This window comes from Puerhibacterium puerhi, from assembly GCF_009846865.1.
Classification (GTDB): Bacteria; Actinomycetota; Actinomycetes; order Actinomycetales; family Cellulomonadaceae; genus Puerhibacterium; species Puerhibacterium puerhi.
In genome coordinates this window covers 1-5,827 of record NZ_WUWN01000079.1, presented here as the reverse complement: position 1 = coordinate 5,827, position 5,827 = coordinate 1, and the positions used below count along the sequence as shown (strand labels likewise).

The 5,827-nt window shown below is 74.4% G+C and carries 5 protein-coding genes; all 5 read right to left on the bottom strand.

Annotated features, from left to right (window positions below):
• Positions 1-981: serine/threonine-protein kinase (locus GSF02_RS18220; RefSeq protein ID WP_159798786.1), on the bottom strand; the 981-nt coding region annotated here is incomplete at its 3' end.
• Positions 978-2,450 carry a peptidoglycan D,D-transpeptidase FtsI family protein gene (locus GSF02_RS18215; protein WP_159798785.1) on the bottom strand — a complete coding sequence of 491 codons (1,473 nt, stop codon included), beginning with the start codon at positions 2,448-2,450 and terminating at the stop codon, positions 978-980. The genes GSF02_RS18220 and GSF02_RS18215, both read right to left, overlap by 4 nt.
• Positions 2,447-4,033: an FtsW/RodA/SpoVE family cell cycle protein gene (locus GSF02_RS18210; RefSeq protein WP_159798784.1), complete on the bottom strand. Its 1,587-nt coding sequence runs from the start codon at positions 4,031-4,033 to the stop codon at positions 2,447-2,449. The genes GSF02_RS18215 and GSF02_RS18210 overlap by 4 nt, the downstream gene beginning before the upstream one ends.
• Positions 4,030-5,472 (bottom strand): PP2C family protein-serine/threonine phosphatase, encoded by a 1,443-nt coding sequence (locus tag GSF02_RS18205; RefSeq protein WP_159798783.1) that lies wholly within the window; start codon positions 5,470-5,472, stop codon positions 4,030-4,032. The genes GSF02_RS18210 and GSF02_RS18205 overlap by 4 nt, the downstream gene beginning before the upstream one ends.
• 7 nt (positions 5,473-5,479) lie before the next feature.
• Positions 5,480-5,827 (bottom strand): FHA domain-containing protein FhaB/FipA (locus tag GSF02_RS18200; protein WP_159798782.1); only part of this gene is annotated, 348 nt, incomplete at its 5' end.

The window sequence follows — 5,827 nt, the reverse complement described above, 5'->3', positions numbered from 1 at the left end:
GCCGGAGTGCCGCGCGGCGTGCGCCCCGCGGCGCGGGCCCTGCGTGCTGGGCGCGCTCGGGGGCTCCTGCGCGCGCGGCGTCGCGCCCGAGCCCTGCAGGCGCCGGGCCGTGCGCGAGCGCGCCCCGAGCGGGTCGGCGGCGATGTCGCGGGCGAGCGCGTCGAGCTCGTCGGCCAGCGCGCCGGCGGACACCGGGCGCAGCGCCGGGTCCTTCTCCAGCATCCGCATGATGAGGCCGGACAGGCCCGGGTGGACCGTCGAGGGCAGCGGCGGCACCGGGTTGTTGACGTGCGCGACGGCGATGTCCACCGGCGTCGAGCCAGTGAACGGTCGCTTGCCGGCCGTCGCCTCGTAGGCGACCACGCCGAGCGCGTAGACGTCGGACAGCGGCGTGGCCGGCTGGCCCACCGCCTGCTCGGGCGAGAGGTACTGGGCGGTGCCCATGACCATCCCCGCGGCCGTCATCGGCGCCTGGTTGGCGGCCAGCGAGACGCCGAAGTCGGTGATCTTCACGGTGGTGCGGCCGCCGGAGGCGCGCGTGGGGTGCTCGAGCAGGATGTTGCCGGGCTTCACGTCGCGGTGGACGACGTGGGCCTCGTGCGCCGCGTGCAGGCCGCGCGCGGTCGCCGCCAGGATCGGCAGCAGCCGCTTGGGCGGCAGCACCGGCTCGCGCTCGAGCAGGTCCGCGAGCGGCTCGCCCACCACGAGCTCCATCACGAGGTACCCGGTGCCCGCCTGCTCGCCGTAGTCGTACATCTGCGCGATGTTCGGGTGCGACAGCGCCGCGCTGTTGCGCGCCTCGGTGCGCAGGCGCGCCAGGAAGTCCTCCTGGCCCGTGTACTCCTCGCGCAGCACCTTGACGGCCACCTCGCGGCCCAGGAACGTGTCGTCGGCGACCCACACCTCGCCCATGCCGCCGACGGCGATGCGTCGGGTGAGCCGGTACCGGTCGCCGAGGGCGAGCCCCTCCACAGGTCTCATCGGTCCAGCACCGCCTGCATGACCGCCTTGGCGATCGGCGCCGCGACGCGACCGCCGGTGGCCTCGCTGCCGGCGGAGCCCCCGTGCTCGACGATGACCGCGACGGCGACCTGCGGGTCGTCGGCCGGGGCGAACCCGGTGAACCACGCGTGCGGGTCCGCCTCGGACGTCGTCTGCGCCGTGCCCGTCTTGCCGGCCACCTGCACGCCGGGGATCTGGGCCGACGTGCCGGAGCCGTCGTTCACGACGCCGAGCATCATCTGCGTGAGGGCGTCCGCCGTCGAGCTCGACACCGCGTCGTCGAGCTTGTGCGGCGACGTCTGCCTGACGACCTCGAGCTCCGGGTCGCGGACCGTGTCCACGAGGTACGGCTGCATGAGCTCGCCGTCGTTCGCGATCGCCGCGGAGATCATCGCGACCTGCAGCGGCGTCTCGGTGACGCTGCCCTGGCCGATCGACGCCAGCGCCAGCCGGTCGTCGCTCGAGGCCTCGTCCTTCGGGAAGCGGCTCGCGTCCGTGCGCATCGGCACCTCGAGCTCCTGCCCGAAGCCGAACTTCTTCGCCTGCTCGTCGAGCGCGTCGGCGCCCAGGGACACGCCGAGCTGCGCGAACGCCGTGTTGCAGGAGATCCGCAGGGCGTCGGCGAGCGACATCTCGTCGGTGGACGAGCACACCTCGTCGCCGAAGTTGCGCAGCTGCGTGCTGGTGCCCGGCAGCGTGTACCGGTGCGGCGCCGGGATCTGCGTGTCGGGCTGGTAGTCGCCCGACTCGAGCGCCGCGGCGGCGTCGATCAGCTTGAACGTCGACCCCGGCGGGTAGGCGGCGCGGATCGCCCGGTTGATCAGCGGGTCGCCGTCGGCGTTGAGCAGGTCCTCGTAGGCCTGGCCGGCGTCCGCCGTGGAGTGCACCGCCAGGGCGTTGGGGTCGTACGACGGCTTGGAGACCATGGCGAGGATGCGCCCCGTGGACGGCTCGATCGCCACGACGGCGCCGCGCTGGTCGCCGAGCGCTTCCCAGGCCGCCTCCTGGGCGGCCGGGTCGATCGTCAGCTCGACCGAGGAGCCCTTGGTCTTCTCGCCGGTCAAGAGGTTCTTCAGGCGGTCCACCCACAGGGCGTCCGCCTGGCCGTTGAGGAACGAGTTCTCCGCGCCCTCGATGCCGGACGTGCCGTTGACGAGCGAGTAGAAGCCGGTCACGGGCGCGTACATCTGCGCCGCGGCGGCGTCGCCGTCGGCGTACACGCGCTGGAAGCCGAACGGGTCGTCCACCGCCTGCGAGGCCGCCACCGACTGCTCGCCGACGACGATCGGGCCGCGCGCGTTGCCGTAGTCGCGGTAGATCTTGCGGACGTTGCGGTTGTCGTTGTTGAGCGAGTCGGCCTGCCCGTACTGCACCCACGTCGTCGAGACCATGAGCGCGAGGAACATCACCACGACGACGCCGGCCAGTCGCCTCAGTGTCGTGTTCATGGCTGTCCTGCCTCGGGGTCGGGACGCGACGGCGTGCGTCGCGGGAGCGGTGTGCGCGGCACCGCCGGTCTGCCGACCGTCTCGGTCGGGGTCGTCACGGGGTGGGCGCCCGTGGGCACGTCGGGCAGGGCGCCGTCGTGCTGCCCCGCGCCGCCCAGCGCGCCGTCGTGCGCGCTGCCGTCGGCCCCGGCCGCCTCGAGGACGCCGCCGGGGCCCACCTCGCCGCGCAGCGGCAGCGGCGACGGCCGCCGGGCGTCGTCGGAGATCTTCAGCAGCAGGCCCACCACGATCCAGTTGGCCAGCAGCGACGAGCCGCCCTGCGCCATGAACGGCACCGTGAGGCCGGTCAGCGGGATGATCCGCGTGATGCCGCCGACGACGACGAAGAGCTGCAGCGCCAGCGAGAACGCCAGGCCGCCCGCGAGCAGCTTGCCGAACCCGTCGCGCACGCCCAGCGCGGTGCGCAGGCCGCGCTCGACGACCACGAGGAACACCAGCAGGATCGCCAGCAGGCCGGTGAGGCCGAGCTCCTCGCCGAGCGAGGAGTAGATGAAGTCCGAGAACGAGTACGGCACGCGCTGGGGGTAGCCCTCGCCCCACCCGGTGCCGAAGAGGCCGCCGTTCGCGAGGCCGAAGAGGCCCTGGACGACCTGGTAGGAGCCGCCCGTGGCGTTGTACAGGTCGCCCTCGAACGGGTGCAGCCACACCTCCATGCGGTGCTGCACGTGCGGGAACACCGTGCCCGCCACCGCGGCGCCGGCGCCGAAGAGGACGAGGCCGATGACCACCCAGCTGATCCGCTCGGTCGCCAGGTAGAGCATCGCCACGAACAGGCCGAAGAACAGCAGCGACGTGCCGAGGTCGCGCTCGAGGACCAGCACGGCGAGCGAGGCGGCCCACACGATGAGGATCGGGCCGAGGTCGCGCAGCCGCGGCAGCTGCAGGCCGAGCACCCTGGGCCCGGCCAGCGCGAGGGTGTCCCGGTTGCTCACCAGGTAGCCGGCGAAGAACACGGCGAACGCGATCTTGGCGAACTCCGCCGGCTGCAGGGACAGCGGGCCGACGCCGATCCAGATCTTCGCGCCGTTGATGGTGCGGCCCAGGCCCGGCACCAGCGGCAGGACCACGAGCACGAGGCCCACGATCATCGCCGTGTACGTGTACCGGCGCAGCCAGCGGTGGTCGCGCAGGAACCACACCACCAGGCAGGCGAGCACCACGCCCAGCACCGACCACTGCATGTTGCGGGTGGCGTTGGCGCCCTGGGCGCCGGCCTCCTGCAGCCGCAGGATCATCGCCAGGCCCAGGCCGTTGAGCAGCACGACCGACGGCAGGACGACCTGGTCGGCCCAGGGTGCGCGGATCCGCACCACGACGTGGGCGACGATCGCGATGAGGGCCAGGCCCGCGGACTCCAGCCAGAAGCCGTCCGGCAGGTGCTCCTCCATGTTGACGCCCACGAGCCCGAACGCGCCCACGCCGGCGGCCAGCGCGAGCACGAGCAGCAGCAGCTCCGCCAGGCGTGCCGGGCGGCGCGGCGTGGTGGTCGCCGTGGTGGCGGGGGCGGCGGTGGCGGCGCTCATCGAGCGGCCCCCTCGGCCGAGGGGCTGGCGGACGGCGACGGCGTCGCGGACAGCGACGGCGAGGGCGAGGGCGAGGCGGACGGCGTCGGGGTGGGCACCGCCTGCTCGATGAGCCGCTCGGCCCGGGCACGGGCGTCGGTCAGCGAGGAGGCGGTGATGGTGCCGTCGAGGCGGTCGGCCCAGTAGTCGGGCAGGTCGGCGACGCGCGTGCCCGTCAGCTCGACGGCACGCGAGAGCGTCAGGGGCCCGGCGGTCGCCGGCACCCCGCGGAACACGGCCACCTGGCCGTCCTCGACGCCCACGTAGTACTGGTTCTGCGTCCAGCCGTACGCGGCGTAGCCGCCCAGGCCGAGCGCGGCGAGCACGAGCAGCGCGACGACGGTGGCGATCACCGGGTGGCGGCGCGGCGCCGGGCGCGCGTCGTCGTCCGCGTCGTCGTCCTCCTCCTCGCCGTCGTGGCCGCCGCGGGCGGCGCGGCCGGAGCCACGGCCGTCGTCGTCGTCGCTGTCGTCCGCCTCGCGGGCCGCGGGGCGCGCGTCGCCGTCCGGGTCGTCGTCCGGGTCCCGCCCGTCGTCGGCGTGGTCGCCGTCCGGCCCGCCGTTCGACGGCTCGTCGAAGCCCGGCAGCGGGCCGACCGCCGCGGCCGCGCCCACCACCTGCACGGCGTCGCGCCCGTCGACCGCGTGCCCCGCGTCGTCGTCGGCGTCCTCGTCGTCCTCGACGACGTCGGCCACCACCACGGTGATGTTGTCGGTGCTGCCGGCGCGCATGGCGGCGACGAGCAGGACGTCGGCCGCCTCGTCGGGGTCGGGCGTCTCGGCGAGGACCTCGGTGAGCACCTCGGCGGGCACGAACCCCGACAGGCCGTCGGAGCACAGCATCCAGCGGTCGCCGGGCCGGGCCTCGCGCACCGACATGTCGGGCGACAGGTCGAGGTCGAAATCGCTGAGCACGCGCATGACGACGTTGCGCTGCGGGTGGTGCTCGGCCTCGTCCGGCGAGATGCGGCCGGTGTCGACCAGGTGCTGGACGAACGTGTGGTCCACGGTCACCTGGGTGAGCACGCCGTCGCGCAGCAGGTAGGCGCGCGAGTCGCCCATGTGCGCCATGACCAGCGTGCTGCCGGTGCGCAGCAGGGCCGTGACGGTGGTGCCCATGCCGGCGAGGTCGGGCTCGGCCGCCGACGCGCGCACCAGGCCCAGGCGGGCCTGCTCGACGGCGGCCTCGAGGTCCTCCAGCGCGGCGTCCGGGCCGTGGTCGGGCGTGTCGAGCGGCTCGAGGGCGGCGATGCAGATGCGCGAGGCGATGTCGCCGCCCGCGTGCCCGCCCATGCCGTCGGCGACCACCAGGAGGTTCGGGCCGGCGTAGGCCGAGTCCTGGTTGTTGGAGCGCACGAGCCCGACGTCGGAGCGGGCGGCGTAGCGCAGCGAGACGGTCACGACGCGGTCATCCCTGCAGCTCGACGACGGACCGACCGATCTGCACGCCCACGCCGACGGGCAGCGGCACGGCGGCGGTGACCTGGTCGTCGCCGATGAACGTGCCGTTGGTCGAGCCGAGGTCCTCCACGTACCACTGGTCGCCCTGCGGGAAGATCCGGGCGTGCCGGGACGACGCGTAGTCGTCGTCGAGCACCAGCGTGGAGCCGGGCGAGCGCCCGATGAGGATCGAGGAGCCGGTCAGCGGCAGCGACGTGCCGGCGAGCGGGCCGGCGACCACCACGAGGCGGGCGGGCCCGCCGCCGCGCCGCTCCTTGCCCGCGGCGCGGGCGGCGGGCGTCGGCGCGGGGGCCGC

Bases quoted from the DNA above. Each gene is read 5' to 3' on its own strand.
- GSF02_RS18210 (WP_159798784.1), bottom strand. From the start codon at position 4,033: ATGAGCGCCGCCACCGCCGCCCCCGCCACCACGGCGACCACCACGCCG.
- GSF02_RS18215 (WP_159798785.1), bottom strand. From the start codon at position 2,450: ATGAACACGACACTGAGGCGACTGGCCGGCGTCGTCGTGGTGATGTTC.